At 37.9% G+C, this 17,968-nt stretch carries 17 protein-coding genes; 9 read left to right on the forward strand and 8 right to left on the reverse strand.

The window, feature by feature from the left end:
- Positions 1-140 precede the first annotated feature (140 nt).
- The 3 genes from secA to BUB03_RS10335 form a co-directional block, all read right to left on the reverse strand.
- Entirely contained in the window at positions 141-3,215 is a 3,075-nt protein-coding gene (gene secA, locus BUB03_RS10325) for a preprotein translocase subunit SecA (RefSeq protein WP_040992805.1), read from the reverse strand.
- Between the two features lie 127 nt (positions 3,216-3,342).
- The gene (locus BUB03_RS10330; RefSeq protein WP_002662059.1) at positions 3,343-3,564 is read right to left on the reverse strand and encodes a DUF2795 domain-containing protein; all 222 of its coding nucleotides are present in this window, start codon (positions 3,562-3,564) and stop codon (positions 3,343-3,345) included.
- A gap of 142 nt (positions 3,565-3,706) precedes the next feature.
- A complete protein-coding gene (locus tag BUB03_RS10335; protein WP_073062620.1) occupies positions 3,707-4,729 on the reverse strand; it encodes a GDP-mannose 4,6-dehydratase in 1,023 nt (340 codons plus the stop codon).
- A gap of 86 nt (positions 4,730-4,815) precedes the next feature.
- Here BUB03_RS10335 and BUB03_RS10340 point away from each other — a divergent pair, with 86 nt between their 5' ends.
- Both BUB03_RS10340 and BUB03_RS10345 read left to right on the forward strand, forming a co-directional pair.
- Positions 4,816-5,613, forward strand: coding sequence for a DUF2797 domain-containing protein (locus BUB03_RS10340; RefSeq protein WP_073062623.1), 798 nt, complete (start codon positions 4,816-4,818; stop codon positions 5,611-5,613).
- A gap of 36 nt (positions 5,614-5,649) precedes the next feature.
- A complete protein-coding gene (locus tag BUB03_RS10345; RefSeq protein WP_073062625.1) occupies positions 5,650-8,304 on the forward strand; it encodes a hypothetical protein in 2,655 nt (884 codons plus the stop codon).
- Positions 8,305-8,360: 56 nt separating this feature from the next.
- Here the strand turns inward: BUB03_RS10345 and BUB03_RS10350 are convergent, their stop codons facing one another.
- Positions 8,361-8,711, reverse strand: a complete 351-nt coding sequence (locus BUB03_RS10350; RefSeq protein ID WP_040992793.1) for a hypothetical protein — start codon at positions 8,709-8,711, stop codon at positions 8,361-8,363.
- A 174-nt stretch (positions 8,712-8,885) separates the two neighbouring features.
- On the opposite strand from BUB03_RS10350, the gene BUB03_RS10355 reads away from it, so the two are divergent.
- Both BUB03_RS10355 and BUB03_RS10360 read left to right on the forward strand, forming a co-directional pair.
- Entirely contained in the window at positions 8,886-9,080 is a 195-nt protein-coding gene (locus BUB03_RS10355; RefSeq protein ID WP_040992792.1) for a hypothetical protein, read from the forward strand.
- Between the two features lie 121 nt (positions 9,081-9,201).
- Positions 9,202-10,248, forward strand: coding sequence for a PA0069 family radical SAM protein (locus BUB03_RS10360; protein WP_073062628.1), 1,047 nt, complete (start codon positions 9,202-9,204; stop codon positions 10,246-10,248).
- A 142-nt stretch (positions 10,249-10,390) separates the two neighbouring features.
- Here the strand turns inward: BUB03_RS10360 and BUB03_RS21870 are convergent, their stop codons facing one another.
- Positions 10,391-10,552 carry a hypothetical protein gene (locus BUB03_RS21870; RefSeq protein WP_175547496.1) on the reverse strand — a complete coding sequence of 54 codons (162 nt, stop codon included), beginning with the start codon at positions 10,550-10,552 and terminating at the stop codon, positions 10,391-10,393.
- Positions 10,553-10,745: 193 nt separating this feature from the next.
- Positions 10,746-11,696: an isopenicillin N synthase family dioxygenase gene (locus BUB03_RS10365; RefSeq protein ID WP_040992790.1), complete on the reverse strand. Its 951-nt coding sequence runs from the start codon at positions 11,694-11,696 to the stop codon at positions 10,746-10,748.
- An 84-nt stretch (positions 11,697-11,780) separates the two neighbouring features.
- On the opposite strand from BUB03_RS10365, the gene menD reads away from it, so the two are divergent.
- Positions 11,781-13,457 (forward strand): 2-succinyl-5-enolpyruvyl-6-hydroxy-3-cyclohexene-1-carboxylic-acid synthase, encoded by a 1,677-nt coding sequence (gene menD, locus BUB03_RS10370; RefSeq protein WP_073062631.1) that lies wholly within the window; start codon positions 11,781-11,783, stop codon positions 13,455-13,457.
- Here the strand turns inward: menD and BUB03_RS10375 are convergent.
- Positions 13,454-14,080 carry an aminotransferase class IV gene (locus BUB03_RS10375; protein WP_073062633.1) on the reverse strand — a complete coding sequence of 209 codons (627 nt, stop codon included), beginning with the start codon at positions 14,078-14,080 and terminating at the stop codon, positions 13,454-13,456. The two genes, menD and BUB03_RS10375, sit on opposite strands and share 4 nt — an antisense overlap.
- The gene (locus BUB03_RS10380) at positions 14,064-15,041 is read right to left on the reverse strand and encodes an aminodeoxychorismate synthase component I (RefSeq protein ID WP_073062636.1); all 978 of its coding nucleotides are present in this window, start codon (positions 15,039-15,041) and stop codon (positions 14,064-14,066) included. Before BUB03_RS10380 ends, BUB03_RS10375 begins: the two co-directional genes overlap by 17 nt.
- A gap of 47 nt (positions 15,042-15,088) precedes the next feature.
- Here BUB03_RS10380 and BUB03_RS10385 point away from each other — a divergent pair, with 47 nt between their 5' ends.
- The 4 genes from BUB03_RS10385 (at position 15,089) to BUB03_RS10400 (ending at position 17,958) form a co-directional block, all read left to right on the forward strand.
- Positions 15,089-15,811, forward strand: a complete 723-nt coding sequence (locus BUB03_RS10385; protein ID WP_073062639.1) for a hypothetical protein — start codon at positions 15,089-15,091, stop codon at positions 15,809-15,811.
- Between the two features lie 71 nt (positions 15,812-15,882).
- Positions 15,883-16,620 carry a hypothetical protein gene (locus BUB03_RS10390; protein WP_040992787.1) on the forward strand — a complete coding sequence of 246 codons (738 nt, stop codon included), beginning with the start codon at positions 15,883-15,885 and terminating at the stop codon, positions 16,618-16,620.
- A 19-nt stretch (positions 16,621-16,639) separates the two neighbouring features.
- Complete coding sequence (locus BUB03_RS10395) at positions 16,640-17,728, forward strand: AI-2E family transporter (RefSeq protein WP_073062641.1); 1,089 nt, start codon at positions 16,640-16,642, stop codon at positions 17,726-17,728.
- Between the two features lie 2 nt (positions 17,729-17,730).
- Positions 17,731-17,958, forward strand: coding sequence for a DUF3820 family protein (locus tag BUB03_RS10400; protein WP_073062644.1), 228 nt, complete (start codon positions 17,731-17,733; stop codon positions 17,956-17,958).
- The last annotated feature ends 10 nt before the right edge of the window (positions 17,959-17,968 follow it).

Consider the following 17,968-nt stretch of genomic DNA (forward strand, 5'->3'; position numbering starts at 1 on the left):
TTCTGCAAATATATTGTTTTTAATTGTTCTAAATAAATAATAAAATTGATTTTTGTCATAAATTTATTAGGTGATGAATAGCAAAACCCCGCTTCAGCGTAGCTGAAGCGGGGTTTTTATAAGATTTTATTATTAATTTCTTAAGCCGGAATTTCTCCTTTGTATAAGAAAGAAATAATTTCTTTGTTCATTTTGTCAACCATTTCACTAAATAAGTGGAATGATTCCTGTTTGTAGATTACCAACGGATCTTTCTGTTCATAAACCGCACCTTGAGAAGATCTTCTCAGGTCATCCATTTCACGAAGGTGAAGTTTCCAGTTCTCATCAATGATGGATAAGGTGATGTTCTTTTCAAAATCATTGATAAGGCTTTCACATTGAGTATCGTAAGCTTCTTTAAGGTCTGCAACAATTGTCATTGTCTTGTGGCCGTCTGTAAAAGGAACCTGGATCATTTTGAACATTGAACCCTGATTCTGATATACATTCTCAATAATAGGGAATGATTTCTCTTTCAGTAAGTTCAGCTTCATTTTATAATCTTCCTGGGCTGCCTTGAATACAATGTCTGTTAATTCTGCCACCTGCTTGCTCTTGAATTCATTTTCAGAAACAGGAGATTCCATAGTGAAGAATTTGATGATATCGAATTCGAAATCTTTATAGTTTCCTGTAGCTTTTCCTTTGGCAACAATGGAGTTGGCAACATCGAAGATCATATTTGTAATATCATACTTCAGGTGATCTCCGAAAAGGGCATTTCTTCTTCTCTTATAGATCACGTCACGCTGCTTGTTCATTACGTCATCATATTCAAGAAGTCTCTTTCTGATTCCGAAGTTATTTTCCTCCACTTTTTTCTGAGCTCTTTCGATAGATTTGCTGATCATGGAATGCTGAATAACTTCACCTTCCTTGTGACCCATTCTGTCCATCATTTTCGCGATTCTTTCAGAACCGAACAAACGCATCAGGTTATCTTCAAGAGATACATAGAACTGAGAGCTACCCGGGTCTCCCTGACGTCCCGCTCTACCTCTGAGCTGTCTGTCTACACGTCTTGAATCGTGTCTTTCGGTACCGATAATAGCTAAACCTCCGGCTTCTTTCACTTCTTTGGTCAGCTTGATATCCGTACCACGACCTGCCATGTTCGTCGCAATAGTTACAACTCCCGGCTGTCCGGCTCCGGCAACAATCTCTGCTTCCTTCTTGTGAAGCTTCGCGTTCAGTACCTGGTGAGGAATTTTTCTTAATTGTAGTGCCTTTGAAAGCAACTGAGAGATTTCAACAGAAGTAGTACCTACAAGTACAGGTCTTTGAGCTGCTGTTAATTTTTCAATTTCTTCAATTACGGCATTGTATTTTTCACGGTTAGTTTTGAAAACTAAATCCTGTCTGTCATGTCTTAAAATAGGACGGTTGGTAGGAATCACCACAACATCAAGTTTGTAGATTTCCCAAAGCTCACCTGCCTCTGTTTCAGCAGTACCCGTCATTCCCGCAAGCTTGTTGTACATACGGAAATAGTTCTGAAGCGTTACGGTAGCAAAAGTCTGTGTAGCTGCTTCAATTTTTACGTTCTCCTTCGCTTCGATTGCCTGGTGAAGACCGTCTGAATAACGTCTTCCTTCCATAATACGGCCGGTCTGCTCATCAACGATTTTTACTTCACCGTCAATAACCACATACTCATCATCTTTTTCGAATAATGTGTAGGCTTTCAATAGCTGGCTCATCGTGTGTACGCGCTCGGATTTTTCAGCGAATTCAGAGAAAAGCTTTTCTTTAGCCTCAAATTCTTCTTCTTTAGATAAATTTTTAGCCTCAACTTCAGCGATTTCTGTTCCGATATCCGGAAGTACGAAGAAGTTTGGATCGGAATTCCCCTGAGACATATATTCTACCCCTTTATCGGTAAGATCAACCTGATTGTTTTTCTCTTCGATTACGAAGTAAAGATCCTTATCTACGATCGGCATGTCACGGTTGTTGTCCTGCATGTATTGAGCTTCCACTTTTTGAAGCAATGCACGGTTTCCGCTTTCCGATAAGAATTTAATTAATTGTCTGTTTTTAGGAAGACCTCTGTAAGCCTGAAGCAATTTGAATCCTCCTTCTTTTGTATTACCAGCAGCGATTAATTTTTTAGCCTCGTTAAAGATCGCAGAAACTGTTTTCTTCTGAACTTCAACGATTCTGTCGATAGAAGGCTTAAGAACATCAAATTCCTGTCTGTCTCCCTGAGGAACCGGACCAGAAATAATTAGCGGTGTTCTGGCGTCATCTACCAATACGGAATCCACCTCATCCACAATAGCAAAGTTCAGTTCTCTCTGTACAAGCTCTGAAGGTGAGGTCACCATGTTATCTCTCAGGTAATCGAAACCGAATTCATTATTCGTTCCGTAAGTAATATCCGAGTTGTATGCTTTTCTTCTTCCGTCTGAGTTCGGCTGGTGATTATCGATACAGTCGATGCTCATTCCGTGGAACTGGTAAAGAGGTCCCATCCATGCCGAGTCTCTTTTGGCCAGATAGTCATTCACCGTTACTACGTGAACTCCTCTTCCAGGAAGTGAATTTAAGTAAATAGGTAATGTTCCTACCAAAGTTTTACCTTCACCTGTTGCCATTTCGGCAATTTTACCGCTGTGAAGAATAACCCCTCCGATAAACTGAACATCATAGTGAACCATGTCCCAAACTACAGGAGTTCCGGCAGCATCCCATGAGTTTTTCCAGATTGCAGTATCTCCCTGGATCTCTACGAAATCTTTACCCGCGGCAGCCAATTGTCTGTCCCAGTCACTTGCCTTAATGCGGATCTCTCCGTTCTGAGCCCATCTTCTTGCTGTTTCTTTTACCAGGGCAAAAGCTTCAGGAAGGATCTGTGCCAGAACTTTCTCTTCAATTTCGTATGATTCTTTTTTCAGAGATTCAATCTTTGAGAAAAGAGCTTCTTTTTCATCTACATTAGCTGAATTTTTTATCTGCTCTTTTATCTGTTCTATCTGCGCTGTTATTTTGCTGGTTGAAGATTTTATGTTCTCTTTAAATTCAGCAGTTTTTTCTCTCAGCCCATCATCAGTCAACTGCTGAATGGCTGGTTCTACAGCTTTGATTTTTGTTACAACTTTTTTTACTTCTTTTAGGTCCTGCGCTTTTTTGTCTCCCAAAAACCCTTTAAGAACTTTGTTTAAAAAACTCATAAATTTTTTGCTTTATGCTTAAAACGATATGCTTTAAGCGTTTTACTGACACGCTTAACGTGTGAATTGTGTATATAAAAAAGGGCAAATAAGCTCTAAGCGTAATGCTCAAAGCTTATTGCTTTCATTAATATTCGTCTTCGTTCCAAAGGAAATCCTCGTCGGTAGGATAATCACTCCAAACCTCTTCGATAGATTCATAGATTTCTCCTTCGTCTTCAATTGCCTGAAGGTTTTCCACTACTTCCATTGGTGCACCAGTTCTGATTGCATAGTCAATAAGTTCTGCTTTTGTCATTGGCCAAGGTGCGTCACTTAGGTATGAGGCTAATTCTAATGTCCAGTACATAATTTTCTGATTTTTTTGCAAAAGTATAAAATTAGCTTATATTATACGCTTTTTTATACTTGATTTTCAATTCTTTTTGATTAATTTTTGTTCATTGTCCTTCATAAGCTGCATTACAGCTGTCCCAACAACTTACATGCTGTCATTTTCTCAAAAACCATTCCACAAATTTTTTTATGCCATTTTGGAAGTCTGTGTCTGGTTTGTAGCCAATTAATGTCTTCGCTTTTGAGATATCTGCATTGGTTTTCCGGACATCTCCCGGCTGCATTGGCAGATTTTTTCTGATGGCAGAAATTCCCAGGTTGGTTTCTATTGTACTCAGCATTTCAGATAAAGTAATCACTTCGCTTTCCCCAAGGTTAATAATTTCATAAACTCCGGAATGGGTCTCCAGATAAAGGATTGATTTCGTGATTCCGTCAATAATATCATCAATATAAGTGTAATCTCTTGCTGTATTTCCATCACCGTAAAATGGAATTTCCTGGCCTTCCGAGATCAACTTTGTAAATTTATGAATCGCCAGATCCGGCCTCTGTCTGGGCCCGTAAACTGTAAAAAACCTGAGCTGGATGATGTCTATGTGATATAAATTATGGTAAACATGTCCTAAAACTTCACAGCTTTTTTTGGTCGCAGCATAAGGTGATATTGGATTGTCCACATTATCCGTTTCTGCAAACGGAATTTTTTCATTGTTACCGTAAACGCTTGATGAAGAGGCGGATATAAATTTACTGATATTGAACTCCTTGCAAAGTTCCCATAGGTTCATTGTTCCGCGTACATTCACTTCTTCATATTCCAGTGGTCTTTCAATGGAAGGGCGTACTCCTGCAAGGGCTGCAAGGTGAATGACAAGATCTATTTTGTGGCTCTTAAAAATAGCTTCAAGGCCTTTTTTATCACGGATATCCTGATAATATAGCTTATATTTATCCGACTGTGAAATGGCAACCAGATGCTGAATATCGGTCTCTTTGTCCGAAAATTCAAAATCCGGAATTTTATCAATAGACTCTAATGTATTTTTAATTTTAATCTGATAATTATAGAAATCATCAAAATTGTCAACGTTTATGACAGAATGTCCATTTCTTAATAATCGTTCTATTAAATGAGAACCGATAAAGCCGCTTCCTCCAGTTACAAGATAAGTCATTTGTGGTTTTTTAATGGCACAAAAATATAAATTTACTTTTTGAAAATATAATCATTAAATTTACTTAAAAAAGTAATATAAACAGTATGCAGTTTCAAGGGCAAATTTTAAAGATGACAAGCTTCGATGATCAACCCATTCAGTATTATCTGAATCTTTCGGGGGATCTGATCCACATGAATGAATTGTTTGGAAGGGAGTTAACGATAAAACATACAGGATTTCAATGCGTTAATTGTGGAGAAAACAAGCCTGTCTACAGGATGGGATTCTGCAAAAACTGTTTTTTTGAAAGTCCTTATGCCAGTGATACCATTATTCGTCCTGAACTCTCCACAGCCCATCTGGATATTGCTGAACGTGATCTGGAAGTAGAAAAACAAATCCAGCTGCAGCCTCACACTGTATATCTGGCGTACACCGGGGATGTAAAAGTAGGGGTAACGAGAAATACTCAGATTCCTACAAGATGGATCGACCAGGGGGCCACTTTTGCCCTGCCGATTGCCCGGACGGAAAACCGCTACGAAGCAGGAATGATAGAAGTAGCTCTGAAAGAACACCTTCCCGACAAAACGAACTGGAAAAAAATGCTTCAGGATGATTTGGAAGGCGAAGTAGACCTTGCGGATTTCCAGCAGAAGATAAAGCAGTATTTTCCTGATGATTTCCAGAAGTTCTACAGCGAAGGAGAAAATTTATGGAAATTCGATTATCCTTTTGATAAGCCTGAAAAAATAACTTCATTTACTTTGGACAAAAAACCTGAATTTACCGGTAAGCTTAGAGGGATTAAAGGGCAATATCTCAGTTTTGAAGGAGGGAACTTTATGAATGTAAGAGGACACGAAGGTTATGTAATTGATTTAAATATAAAAAATTAACCTTATATTTAAAATTACAAAAAATCACACACATATATGAAAAGATGGGTTAAAAAGTTATTGATAGGCCTGGGAATTCTTCTGCTTATTCTTCTTGCGGCAAATTTCGGACTGAATATATGGCTTAAAACCCAGCTTCCAGGATATATAAAGAAAAATACGGACTATAAAGTTTCCTATAAAACATTGGATGTGGATCTTGGGTCCGGAAATATTTTTGCATCAGGCATAACGGTAAACAGCAAAAATCCACAGAATACCAATGTCATTGGTCTTCAGGGAACCATTGATACATTAAAGATCAGCCGGTTCGGGATTTATGATGCTATTTTCAATAAAACGATCAGCTCATCCGATCTCCTGCTGGCAAAGCCCAATTTGAACATTATTCTTGCCAGGCCTGTAGACCGTAAGACCGGAAAAAAAAGAAATCCTGTCCTGTTTGAAAATATCAGGATCAATAAAGGAACAATCAATATTTTCAAATATACCAAACAGAAGTTCTTATCGGTTCAGGAACTCGATCTTTTTGTAGAAAACCTTCAGATGACTGAAGAATCTGTAGAAGATAAGCTTCCCGTGGTTTTTGATAAGTACGATATTAAAGGAAAGAATTTTTTCTTCCGGCCGGATAATGTATATGCCATTACCATCAGTACGATCAGTACAGCGGATGGCCAGATGTCCGTTGGAAATTTCCGCCTGATTCCACTTTTAAATTTTGACCAGTTTAAAAGGTTTTATCCTAAAAAACCGAAACTGTTTGAATTTTCCATTCCTAAAATGGAGTTTAAAGACATCGTTTTGGCAAAAAATAAAATTAGTCTGGCCAATGCTGATTTTCAAAATCCTGTTCTAACGGTTTACAATACAGGAATAAAATCTCCAAAAACAGAAAAAAAGATCAATTTTGAAGTTAATTTAGAAGATATAAGGCTCAATAATGCTGCAGTAATCGTTAACAAACCCGATGGAACCCGGCTGCTTTCTGCAAAAATCCTGAATATAAAAGTTAATCAGCTGAAATTTGATAAGGTTACTGCAGAAGAAATGATTCCGGTCGGATACAAAGACTTCCGCTTTTCAGGAAAAGATATACAGTATTCCAATCATCAGAATTTTTCAGTTGAAAGTATTGCCTTAAACCCTAAAAGCGGCGAAATCAGGAATCTGATACTGTCTCCGGGAACTCCTGAGGCAGGAAAAGGATCCATGGACCTGAAAACCGATCATATTGCATTTAATATCAATAAGTTTGAATTTGTTAAAAGAAAGCTTAATCTCGATCTTAAAGATGTACTTGTTGAAAATATAAAAGGAACTGTTAAAGCAGGAGCAACTAAACCCAAAGTGAATAAAGGTCCGGGAATCATTCAATCGGTAATTGTCCGGAAGATGTCTGTGAAAAATTCTGATGTTGTTTATGATAAAGGAATGCAGCCATTGGCATTTCATGATCTTAATGCAACAGTTAATAACATTGAAATAGGACCAAAACCAAATAATCAGGGACTTTCTTTTAAAATTAAAGACTATTTCCTGACCACCCGCAATTTTGCCTATAAAACACAATTCTATCATCTGAGTGCCGGACTTCTAAAATTAAATAAAAATAAAATCCTCGTCAACAATTTTGCCATGAAGCCTCTCATTTCGAGAGCCCAGTTTATCAGAATGATACCTGTGGAACGGGATCTCTACGATATTAAGGTTTCACAGATATCGGCAGACGGAAGCTGGGATCTTTTCTCAGACAGCAAATCGATCAATGCGTCAAATGTAACGGTTCTTTCTGCTGATGCCAATATTTTCAGAAGTAAAATCCCGAAAGACGATCCTAAAGTAAAACCTTTATACTCTAAGCTACTCCGGTCTATAAAAATTCCAATGACGGTTAACCATCTTGACCTGAAAAATTCGGTTTTGGTGTACGAAGAAGATACTCCCGAAAGTGCAGGGCCGGGCAAGCTTACGTTCAGTAACTTCAATATGAATGTGAAAAATCTGAACTCTGCCAAAACAAAAGGGAAACCTACAAGAGTGGATATCAAGATCGACTGCTCATTCATGAATCTGGCCCCGCTGTCCGTCAACTGGAATTTCGATGTGGCAGATCAGAATGACAGGTTTTCAATTGCAGGAAGAACAACCAACCTTCCGGCGAATGGCATTAATCCTTTTATCAGACCCTATCTTCATGTGACAGCTACTTCCGGAACAATCCAGGAAATGCTGTTTAATTTTAAAGGAAATCCTTCCGGGCTGAACGGAGCGTTCAATCTGAAGCATAAAGACCTTAAAATTGCTGTTTTAAATAAAGAGAATCATGAAAAAAAGGGTGTTCTGACGGCTGTTGCCAATCTTTTTATCCGTTCAGATTCCGGGAAGTTTCCGGAGGCTGTTGCCGTGGAAAATGTTGAGAGGGATCCTACAAAGTCGTTTTTTAATCTTTTCTGGAAAGGAATTGAGCAGGGACTGAAGAAAACTTTAATAGGAGTGAATGTCGACAAAACGGAGAAAACCGTAAAAAATGCCGTTTCATCCGTAAAAGAAGTAAAGCAAACCGTAAAAGAACTGAAACAGGATATTAAAGCCAAAAAAGAAGAACCTAAGCCGCAGGAACAGAAAAAGGAGAAGAAAGGCTTTCTGAAAGGAGTTTTTAAGAAAAAAGAAAAACCCGGAACTGAATAGTTTCGGGATATATCTTAAGGGGTAAAGTTGCTATTTTAAACTTAATTTTTAATCTGTTAAAAGTTAAATTCATCACTTTCCTGAATGGGAATGTCTCTTAAAAATTTATCAAATTCCTCACCAGGGTAGTTGCTGTCTGCCCCGTAAGAATCTATAATCATTCCGCGGTTTCCTGCATTGTCTTTTACTACGTACAATACTGCATTGTCATCAGGATTGCTGTCGCCCTCGAAACGGTATGTTTTTAAAATAGTCAGTTCAGAAGGCTGATACACTTTCTCTGAATTCTCAAATTTCATTTCACAGGCCTCATTCATTCTGAATTCTCTCTGTATACCTCTTTGCGATAAAGTATTCATAACCTGGCTCAGGGTGGTCATGCGGTCTGTATTTTCTGAATTATCCATAATATTATTTTTTAAGATGAGTACAATAATTAAACCATTGATAGGGCAAATTTAAATAAAAAAGCCAATTGCATCTTTCATTAAAATAAAGACTAATGTTAACAAAATTTATAATTCGGAAATCAAAATTAGGTATGCTTTTTGCAATAGCTACGTTAATAAATCGGACAAAATATGAAAAAAGAAGTTGGCGTTTTACTGGCAGGAGGAGTTGGTCTTTTGGCAGTATTAGGTTTTATTGGATTAAAAAAGATATTGACTAAAAAAGATAAAGCATATAGTGATACCTATTCGGACTATCACAGACATTTTGATGGAAAAAACCACGAAGATGAATATCACGGAGTGGAATTTTATGCACTGAAGTAGTAAAAGAATATATTTAATTATGTTTAAATCCGGTCCCTTTGAAGAGGCCGGATTTTTTTGTGGATAACTTAGTGTTAAAACTCATTATTTTATAAAAAATCCATTCTAATTTTACATCATCATGCAGAACGAAAAATTCATAAAAGGACAGGGAGCTCAGCGGAACGTAATCAATCGTTTCGACAGGTATACCTATGAGCCTGAAGATGAAGATTTCGAAACGATAAAAACCTCTTTCACAGAAGTTTTCCCGAAAACCATTGTAAATCAGGTGAAAAGTGAGGACCTTCCTATGGAATATTCCATGAATCCCTACCAGGGTTGTGAGCACGGATGTTCCTACTGCTTTGCCAGACCCACCCATGAATACTGGGGCTACAGTGCCGGAATTGATTTTGAGAGAAAGATCATGGTGAAAAAAAATGCTCCGGAACTATTGGAGAAATTTTTTCAGAAAAAAGGCTACAAACCGGCACCCATTCTTCTTTCCGGGAATACCGACTGTTATCAGCCGGCAGAAAGACAGTTTGAGATCACCAGAAAAATGCTTCAGGTCTGTCTCGACTACAGACATCCAGTCAATATTCTGACAAAAAATGCCCTTGTACTGAGAGACCTGGATATTTTAAAGCCTATGGCAGAACAGAACCTCGTTTCTGTATCTCTGAGCATTCCTACAATTAATGAAGATCTCAGACGGAAAATGGAACCGAGAACAAGCTCAGCTCCGAATAAATTAAAAGCAGTAGAAATTCTTACAGAAAACAAAATTCCGGTGCATGTTATGGTAGCGCCGATTATTCCAGGCCTGAACAGTGATGAGCCGCTTACGATTTTAAAAGCCATCTCGGATGCAGGTGCTTTGAGCTTCGGGTATACGCTGGTAAGACTGAATGATACGGTAGAGCCCGTTTTTGTCAATTGGATTGAGGCTCATTTTCCGGACAGGGCTCAAAAGGTTTTGAATCTTATCCGTTCTATGCGCGGCGGAAAGCTGGGTGATAAAAGGTATTTTGAAAGACAGAGGGGAGAAGGGAATATCGCTGAAATGATCCACAATACATTTAAGATCGGAAGAAAGAAATATTTTGACGGAAGAGAATTTCCCAAACTTTCTACAGCAAACTTTACCGGAGCAAAAGATCAGCAGCTGAGATTGTTTGATTAATATGACTTCTTGTAAAATTCAATAGGAATGGGCTTTAGCCCATTCACAATAAAATAAAAATTCCAATGGCTTCAGCCGAAACATAAAAAAGAAAAACCGCACCTTTAGGCGCGGTTTTCTTATTCTTTTGTGGTGGTCAACCTTAGATCGTGTTGTCCGGGCATTGGAAATCATCGCTGCAGGTAGCACAAACTACGGTGCCGTTGCAGTAATACATACAAAATTCAGGTTCCGGAAGTTTAATTCCTCCTGCTCCGGAAATGCTTTTTAACTGGCTGTTGTTTAGTTTTTTTAAATTTTTCATATTGTTTTAATTAAAAATTTGATAGTAAAGTAAAGATAATTAAAATCTTTTTAACTAAAACAATCTGTGGTAGAATAGAAGTTAAATTTTTTTAATAAGATCTGTGTATTAAAAATAAAAGTCAATAATTAATCCTAGTATTGCCCACAAATACGGGTCAATCATCAACAGATCAATTATTGACTTTTTTATGTTACTTTTTGATAAGTCCTAATTCTATCAGTCTTTCATGTAAAAACTCTCCTGCTGTAGTATCTTCATACAGTTTCGGGTTGTTTTCATCAATACAGTTTTCAAGAGCATTCAGTGACATTTCACTCACCGGATGCATAAAGAAAGGAATAGAATACCTTGATGTTCCCCATAATTCTCTTGGAGGATTAACCACTCTGTGAATGGTAGATTTCAGCTTGTTATTGGTATGTCTTGATAACATATCTCCTACATTGATCATCAGTTCATCAGGTTCTGCAATCGCATCGATCCATTCTCCGTTGTGGTTCTGCACCTGAAGACCTTTTCCCTGAGACCCCATCAAAAGGGTAATCAGATTGATGTCTCCGTGTGCTGCAGCTCTTACTGCATCATCAGGTTCCTGGGTAATTGGGGGATAGTGAATAGGTCTTAAGATAGAGTTTCCTTCGGCAATCTTGTCGTCAAAATAAAACTCATCCAGACCAAGGTACAGAGCCAGAGCTCTTAATACATACTGTCCTGTTTTTTCAAGCATCTGGTAGGCTTCTTTACCTACTGCATTGAATTTTGGCAGCTCTTCAACGATTACGTTGTCAGGATATTCGGATTTGTATTTTGAATCATCAGACACGTACTGTCCGAAATGCCAAAACTCCTTTAAATCTCCTTTTTTGAAGCCTTTTGCGGTTTCTTTACCGAATCCTACGTAACCTCTCTGGCCGCCGATTCCTGGAATTTCATACTTCTGCTTCGTTTCTACAGGCAGGTCAAAAAAGTTTTTAACCTCTCCGTAGAGTTCATCTACTAATTTGTCATCAAGAAAATGGCCTTTTAAGGCAACAAAACCAATTTCTTCATAAGCTTTTCCGATTTCATTTACAAATTTCTGTTTGCGTTCCGGGTTGTCCGAAAGGAAATCACGCAGGTCTACACTAGGTATTTTATCCATTTTTAGAAATTTACGAATTACAAAATTACATTTTTTTTAAATGAAATAATTCTAAAATAAGTATTTATCAGTTAAATTTGCTGTATGAAAAAATATTCTTCTAAGAGAAGTATTCAGATACTTGCCCATCTTCTTCAGCAGTACGGAATTTCAGATATTATCATTTCCCCGGGGTCCAGAAATGCTCCCCTGGCCATTCATTTTTCTGAAACCGATGCCTTCAACTGTTACAGTATTGTAGATGAAAGAAGCGCTGCTTTTGTAGGAATGGGGATGGCTAAAAGTGAGAAGAAGCCTGTAGCAATAACCTGTACCAGCGGTTCTGCTGTGGCCAATTATTATCCGGCAGTTACTGAAGCTTTTTATCAGAATGTTCCGCTTTTGATCCTGACTGCTGACAGGCCTACTGATTATGTAGATATTTTTGACGGGCAGACGATCAGGCAGAAAGATATTTTTCACCAGCATTCTTATGGCGACTTCCAGCTTTTGGAAGACAGCAAAGAGAATGCAGAAGATGTTAATTTTGATATTATTAAAAAAGCCATCGAACAGTGTTTTGAAAAGCAGGGACCGGTACATATTAATATTCCGCTTGAAGAGCCATTGTATGAGCTGGTTTCAGAGCTTCCGTCTTTCCCGACTGTTGAAAAAACAATCAGGCATAAAGAATATGAGATTCCTTCCAACCTGATTGCAGACTGGCATACCTCCCAAAGAATTATGATCCTGGTGGGAACAAAAGATTACAGCCCGGAACTGGAAAGCCAGCTGACGCAGTTGGTGAAAAACCACTCTGTTGTTGTATTGAGTGAAGCCAACTCCAATCTGTATCACGAGAAGTTTTTCAGGCATATTGACCGTTATATTTTTAATTTCACAGAGGAAGATTATAAAACCTATGCTCCTGACCTTTTGATCACGGTAGGGCAGAACGTGGTTTCCAAAAAGGTAAAACAATTTTTAAGAAGCGCCCGCCCGAAGCAGCACTGGCATCTGGATGAAGTATGGCAGCCGGATACCTATTTCTCTCTTACGGAGAAGATAGAGGTGAAGCCTGAGGTATTTTTTTCCAAACTTCTGAAATTTATCAATCTTGAACCAAGACCTTATTTTAACCTTTGGGATGTCTTAAGGGATAAAAAAGATGCCAGACATGAGCAGTTTCTGAACATGGTTGAATTTTCGGATTTTTATTTCTTTAATAAAGCTTCGCAGACCATTCCGGAGAACTATAATATCCATTTCAGTAATTCCTCAGCGATCAGATATGCCCAGCTGTTTGATTTTGGAAAAAGAAAAATGTACTGCAACAGAGGAACCAGCGGTATAGACGGTTCTACCTCTACAGCAATGGGTTTTGCCATTAAAAATGCGAATCCTACATTGCTTATTACCGGAGACCTGAGCTTCTTTTACGACATCAATGGTCTTTGGAACCAATATATTCCACCATTTGTAAGAATCATTATTTTCAATAACGGGGAAGGGAATATTTTTAAAATTATTCCGGGACCAGGTAATGCCAACCCTAATACACTGGATGAATTTATCGCTACAAAACACCGTAAGCATGCTGAGCATTTAGCCAAACACTTCGGCTTTTCTTACATCAAAGTAGAGGATGAGCCGACCCTTGACAGAGTACTGGAAAATTTCTTTAAGCCGGATTTACAACCTAAAATACTGGAAGTGAATACATATGGTAAGAACAGTGCAGATGTACAGAAAGCTTACTTTGAATTCATGAAAGGGAACTAAAGATCCAGATATTCTTCATTCCCCGGCAGATTGGTAATTTTGTCGATAGGGTAAATAAACATATCATCAAAATCATTCAAGGCATTAATCAGTTGAAAATGAGAGAACTGCTTAATGTTCTGAAGAGTGATTTCTGTTTCTTTGATTTTCTTCTGTTTCAGAAGGTTTTGTCTCTGTACCCCATTCAGAAGATAAGTAGCCGGGGTAAACCAGTCCTTACCTTTAAGGAAAAGGATGTTGGAAAAAGAAGTATCTGTAATATGATTGTTTTTAAAAATAATAATCTCCTCAGCTTTTGACTTCATTTTCATCTTTTCGAGCTCCTTACGGTCTTCAAACTTGAAAGAATAATCGAAGCTGTTGTTTTCTACCAGCTGGAAACTTTGTATTTCAGGAATGGCGTAGGGGATCATCATGGTGCGTACCCTTTTATCCAGGTCATAGGAAAGTCTCAGTTTAAAAAGACCATCTTCATCATGCTCAAGGTTTTTAAAGATTTTGGCCAGATCAATAGAGCCTTCCTTCCCGAAGTGGGCAAAAGTCTGGTTAACGCGTTTTTGGTGTAGGTCCAAAAGAAAAATCTCCTGATCTTCTACTTTTATGCTTTCAATGAATTGGGACATAGATTTTATTTTTCATTTCCTGATATTCGTCTTCTAACCTGCTCATGTGAGTAATACCGCCGCCGCTTTTAAAATAGAGTTTATCTCCTTCCTTTTCAATAAAGCGGATCATGACACAGCTGTCAACGTTTTTACCGTCAAACCAGCCGCACACTCCGGTATAATACCCTCTGTCGTATCCTTCTGCATCCAAGATTATTTCCAGCGTTTTAGGCTTCGGCGCTCCGAGAATTGATCCGGCAGGAAGCAGTTTTTGCATGATGCTGCCGACCTTTCCTGCAAATTCCTCTTTTACCGTTCCTGAAATCTCAGAACTCATGGCATACAGATCTTTTTGCTGCGTCCTGATGAGGTCTATATGCTGGAACTGATCTACTTTCACTTCATCTGCTACCATGCTGAGGTCATTTCGCAGGAGATCCACAACCGTGTAATGCTCTGCCTTTTCTTTTTTGTCGTTTTTCAAAACTTCAGCCGCATTTTCCAAAGAGGCATCAATAGTGCCTTTCATGGGATACGTCAAAATTTTGCCGTCTATAATCTTTACAAAAGTTTCAGGAGAAAAAAATACAAAAAAATCTTTATAAAACACTTTGTACTTCGCAATTGAGTGATAAAAAATTTCTTTAAGGCTTAAATTGGTCTGAACTTCAGTTTTTCGGGTGTAATTGGTAAGATAGGAATTCCCAAGACGGATATTTTTCTGAACCTTGTCAAATCCTTCCTTAAAGCTCTCAAGTGTTTCCGGAAACGGCTTCCATTCAATCTTTTTATTAAGGCTTTGTTTTTGTTTTGTGTTTGAAAATCCCTGAAAATCAATTAATAAACCTGATTTTTCAATCTCGTTTTCTTTATAGATTTCTACATTTTCCGAAAGGAAATCGATCATGAAGAAATAGGGAACATTCTGAAGAGAAAGTTCGTCCATTTCCAGAAATTTTTGATGATTCATTGAAAACATCCTGCAAAAATAATTATTGATGATTACTTTTGCAGAAATTTTTTTCAATGCAGAGCAGATATCCTCAGAAACCGGGAATAGATTTTATACTGAAGCAGGCTTTTTTCTATTGGAGCAAGACTCTTTTCTTTCAGTTAATATTTTCAATCTTTTATTTCGGAATTTTTTTTACAGTGGTTTTCTTCCTCGATGGGAAGTACGGCATTTTAGCCCAGTATGCTGAAGCTGCAAAATATGCGAAAGACGGGTTGGAAGCCTATTCTGTACAGATCCTGAAAATACAGGCAAATCCGGGATTTCAATATTTTTCGTGGGCTATTATCGGAACTTCCGTATTTCTCTATCCTCTTAACCTTGGATTTTATCAGATCTACAGGAAAATTGACCTTAACGAAAAGCTTGAACTGGGAGATCTTCTTGCGGGGTACAATGGCATTAATTTTTTCAAATACATCGGATACTATATTTTCTGGTTATTTGTTTATATCTATACTTTTCAGACGATCATTCTTGCTGTTATATGGATATTTGTCACCATTTTGGTTGCTCCGCTGATGTTTTTTAACAACAAGAGAATCTTTGAAGCGATTCCCCTAAACCTGCAGGCGCTGAGAACATACTTTCTGGAAATATTTGTGTGTGTCATCGTTGCGGTTATCTTTAAATATGTTGGGTTTGCCTTGTTTTTTGTAGGCGGTTTATTTACCTTTCCTTTTTGGAATGCAATGATTTACTCTCTGTATAAAACGATTTTCTCTGAAAAAAGTTAAATTTAAGCAGGTTTAATGTGTTTTTATGCCAAAAAAAGTTAATTTTGGTGAAACCATTAAAATATTAAACTATGTCAGAATTTAACGAATTTGATCAACAGGGTTCTGTTCCAAACAAGGATACAGGATCTATCATTTCACATGCTTTTGAAATGTATAAAGGGGTTTTCCTTTATGGAGTTGTCGCTATGGTAATTTATATTATAGGAGGTTTTATTATCCAGACTGTCAGCGGATTCAATTCTGCATCCATGATGGAGGAAATGAGAGATGCGGGAGGAGATTATTCGAACTTCAGCTACTGGAATGCTCCCGGTTTTTCGCTTTATCTTTCACTTTCAGGTCTGTTGGGAATCTTACTTGCCCCATTATATGTAGGTTTAATCTACATTGTTAATAAGTACAATACTAAAAGCCAGATTGATTTTGCAGACTTATTTATCGGTTATAAGCAGAATTTTGTAAACATCCTGATCTACAGTATTCTTTCAGGAATCATTTCAAGTGTTGCCATGATGCTTTGTTTCTTCCCGGTTATTTTTGTTTATCCTTTACTTTTATTGGGTTATCCTATTCTATTATTCGAAAATGCATCAGCTACTGAAGCTTTAGGAAAATCTTTCAATATTGCCAAAGAAAATTACGGAACGTTTCTTGGTACAACCGTATTGGGAGCGCTGATCTCTATTGCCGGAGTAATTTTGTGCGGAATCGGGGTAATTTTAACGGCACCTTTTATGATGGTCGTTATGTATTCTGCATACTGTGCTTTTTTAGGGAAGCCAAGACAAATTGCATTTAAGAACTAAGTAAAGAAGACAAAAAAGAATGAATAAAGATAAACAGATAAGCAATATTGCCATAAAACAAGTTGCCCTTCTCGCCATAATTCTGGTGCTGACCGGATTGATCTGTTTTAATCTTTCACTGTTTATACCATCGGTGCTTGGGGCAATCACTATCTATGTGGTCTGCAGAAAATACAATTTCTATCTGCAGGAAGAAAAAAAGTGGAAGCCCTGGCTCTCATCACTTGTGCTGATGCTGGCAAGTCTTATCATTCTTATTCTTCCGGTGTATTTCATTGCTGATCTCTTAATAGAGAAACTGGGGAATGCTCAGGTTTACATGACGAAATTTAATGTATTTCTGGACAAAATACATGCATATATCTACTCAAAGACTGGTTTTGATATTCTCAGCAAGGAGAATATGGATAAAGTGAAGAGTTCCGCAGGGAAGTTTTCCACTTCTGCAGTAAGCGGGACATTTAACACCCTTACTGTAGTGATGTCTATGTACTTTATCCTTTATTTTATGCTGGAGAGACCAAGGCTGTTTGAGAAGATTCTGAGTTCTTCCGCTCCATTGAAAAGAGCTAATATTTCCTTAATCGGCGATAAGCTTAGAAAGCTGATTATGGCTAATGCTATCGGAATTCCGGTTGTAGCTTTAGGGCAGGGGATCGTAGGTCTTGTAGGGTATTTCATTTTCGGTGCTCCGAGTCCTGTCCTTCTTTTTGCTTTAACGGCTGCTGCTTCCATGATTCCGGTTGTAGGGGCGGCTATTGTCTATATTCCGGTATGTATATTCATGATTGCAGAAGGAAATACGGGTCAGGGACTTGGTTTGGCTGCCTATTGTTTAGTTGTGGTCGGACTTACGGATAACCTGCTTCGTTTTACCCTTTTAAAGAAACTTGAAAATATTCATCCGCTCAATACCGTATTCGGAATTATCATGGGGATGAATTTATTTGGCTTTATGGGTTTAATTTTCGGGCCGATCCTTATTTCATTTACCTTACTTCTGATCCAGGTTTACAGAAATGAATTTTCAGACGAAGATACTCCTCCTGAGCTCAAACTGCCGGATACAGATGATGATCAGGAAGGAAAAATTAATTTAATTGTATAAAAGTGGAAGGCGTAAATTCGGAAATATTAAAAGAGATCTGTATCGTGAAGATGCCTTTCGGTAAGTATGAAGGGACCGTTCTGGCCGATCTTCCGATAAGTTACCTGGAATGGTTTACCAGAAAAGGAATGCCTAAAGGTAAATTGGGAATGCAGCTTTCAACCGTTTACGAAATTAAGTTAAATGGATTGATGGACCTTCTTATTCCAATAAGGGCTTCTGTAAAATAGAATCTGAATT

Source organism: Chryseobacterium oranimense, assembly GCF_900129755.1.
Classification (GTDB): domain Bacteria; phylum Bacteroidota; class Bacteroidia; order Flavobacteriales; family Weeksellaceae; genus Chryseobacterium; species Chryseobacterium oranimense.

Bases quoted from the DNA above. Each gene is read 5' to 3' on its own strand.
- secA (WP_040992805.1), bottom strand. From the start codon at position 3,215: ATGAGTTTTTTAAACAAAGTTCTTAAAGGGTTTTTGGGAGACAAAAAA.
- BUB03_RS10330 (WP_002662059.1), bottom strand. From the start codon at position 3,564: ATGTACTGGACATTAGAATTAGCCTCATACCTAAGTGACGCACCTTGG.
- BUB03_RS10335 (WP_073062620.1), bottom strand. From the start codon at position 4,729: ATGACTTATCTTGTAACTGGAGGAAGCGGCTTTATCGGTTCTCATTTA.
- BUB03_RS10340 (WP_073062623.1), top strand. From the start codon at position 4,816: ATGCAGTTTCAAGGGCAAATTTTAAAGATGACAAGCTTCGATGATCAA.
- BUB03_RS10345 (WP_073062625.1), top strand. From the start codon at position 5,650: ATGAAAAGATGGGTTAAAAAGTTATTGATAGGCCTGGGAATTCTTCTG.
- BUB03_RS10350 (WP_040992793.1), bottom strand. From the start codon at position 8,711: ATGGATAATTCAGAAAATACAGACCGCATGACCACCCTGAGCCAGGTT.
- BUB03_RS10355 (WP_040992792.1), top strand. From the start codon at position 8,886: ATGAAAAAAGAAGTTGGCGTTTTACTGGCAGGAGGAGTTGGTCTTTTG.
- BUB03_RS10360 (WP_073062628.1), top strand. From the start codon at position 9,202: ATGCAGAACGAAAAATTCATAAAAGGACAGGGAGCTCAGCGGAACGTA.
- BUB03_RS21870 (WP_175547496.1), bottom strand. From the start codon at position 10,552: ATGAAAAATTTAAAAAAACTAAACAACAGCCAGTTAAAAAGCATTTCC.
- BUB03_RS10365 (WP_040992790.1), bottom strand. From the start codon at position 11,696: ATGGATAAAATACCTAGTGTAGACCTGCGTGATTTCCTTTCGGACAAC.
- menD (WP_073062631.1), top strand. From the start codon at position 11,781: ATGAAAAAATATTCTTCTAAGAGAAGTATTCAGATACTTGCCCATCTT.
- BUB03_RS10375 (WP_073062633.1), bottom strand. From the start codon at position 14,080: ATGTCCCAATTCATTGAAAGCATAAAAGTAGAAGATCAGGAGATTTTT.
- BUB03_RS10380 (WP_073062636.1), bottom strand. From the start codon at position 15,041: ATGTTTTCAATGAATCATCAAAAATTTCTGGAAATGGACGAACTTTCT.
- BUB03_RS10385 (WP_073062639.1), top strand. From the start codon at position 15,089: ATGCAGAGCAGATATCCTCAGAAACCGGGAATAGATTTTATACTGAAG.
- BUB03_RS10390 (WP_040992787.1), top strand. From the start codon at position 15,883: ATGTCAGAATTTAACGAATTTGATCAACAGGGTTCTGTTCCAAACAAG.
- BUB03_RS10395 (WP_073062641.1), top strand. From the start codon at position 16,640: ATGAATAAAGATAAACAGATAAGCAATATTGCCATAAAACAAGTTGCC.